The 276-nt window shown below is 59.4% G+C and carries 1 pseudogene; it reads left to right on the top strand.

Annotated features, from left to right (window positions below):
• Positions 1–276, top strand: a pseudogene (locus SB771_RS34285) (IS21 family transposase); the annotation flags it as partial.

The following is a 276-nucleotide window of genomic DNA, read 5'->3' as shown; positions in this document are numbered from 1 at the left end:
CACCGTCCAAGAAAGCCCGCGGAGGCCTTCCTGCGACTGAGGACATTGCCGGGTGAGCAAGCACAGGTCGATTGGGGTCACTTCGGCTACATCGAGATTGGCCGTGCACGTCGACCACTGATGGCGTTCGTGATGGTGCTCTCGTACTCGCGCGACATTTACTTGCGCTTCTTCCTCGACGCCCGTATGGAGAACTTCCTGCGCGGACACGTTGGTGCGTTCAATACGTGGTGCGGACTGCTGCGGATTTCGGTGATGGTGATCAGGCGTTTCGGC

Origin of the sequence: Burkholderia sp. SIMBA_051, assembly GCF_046534915.1 — a bacterium.
Classification (GTDB): domain Bacteria; phylum Pseudomonadota; class Gammaproteobacteria; order Burkholderiales; family Burkholderiaceae; genus Burkholderia; species Burkholderia ambifaria.
Note: the sequence above shows the minus strand (reverse complement) of the source record. Positions and strands in the feature narration are given on the sequence as shown.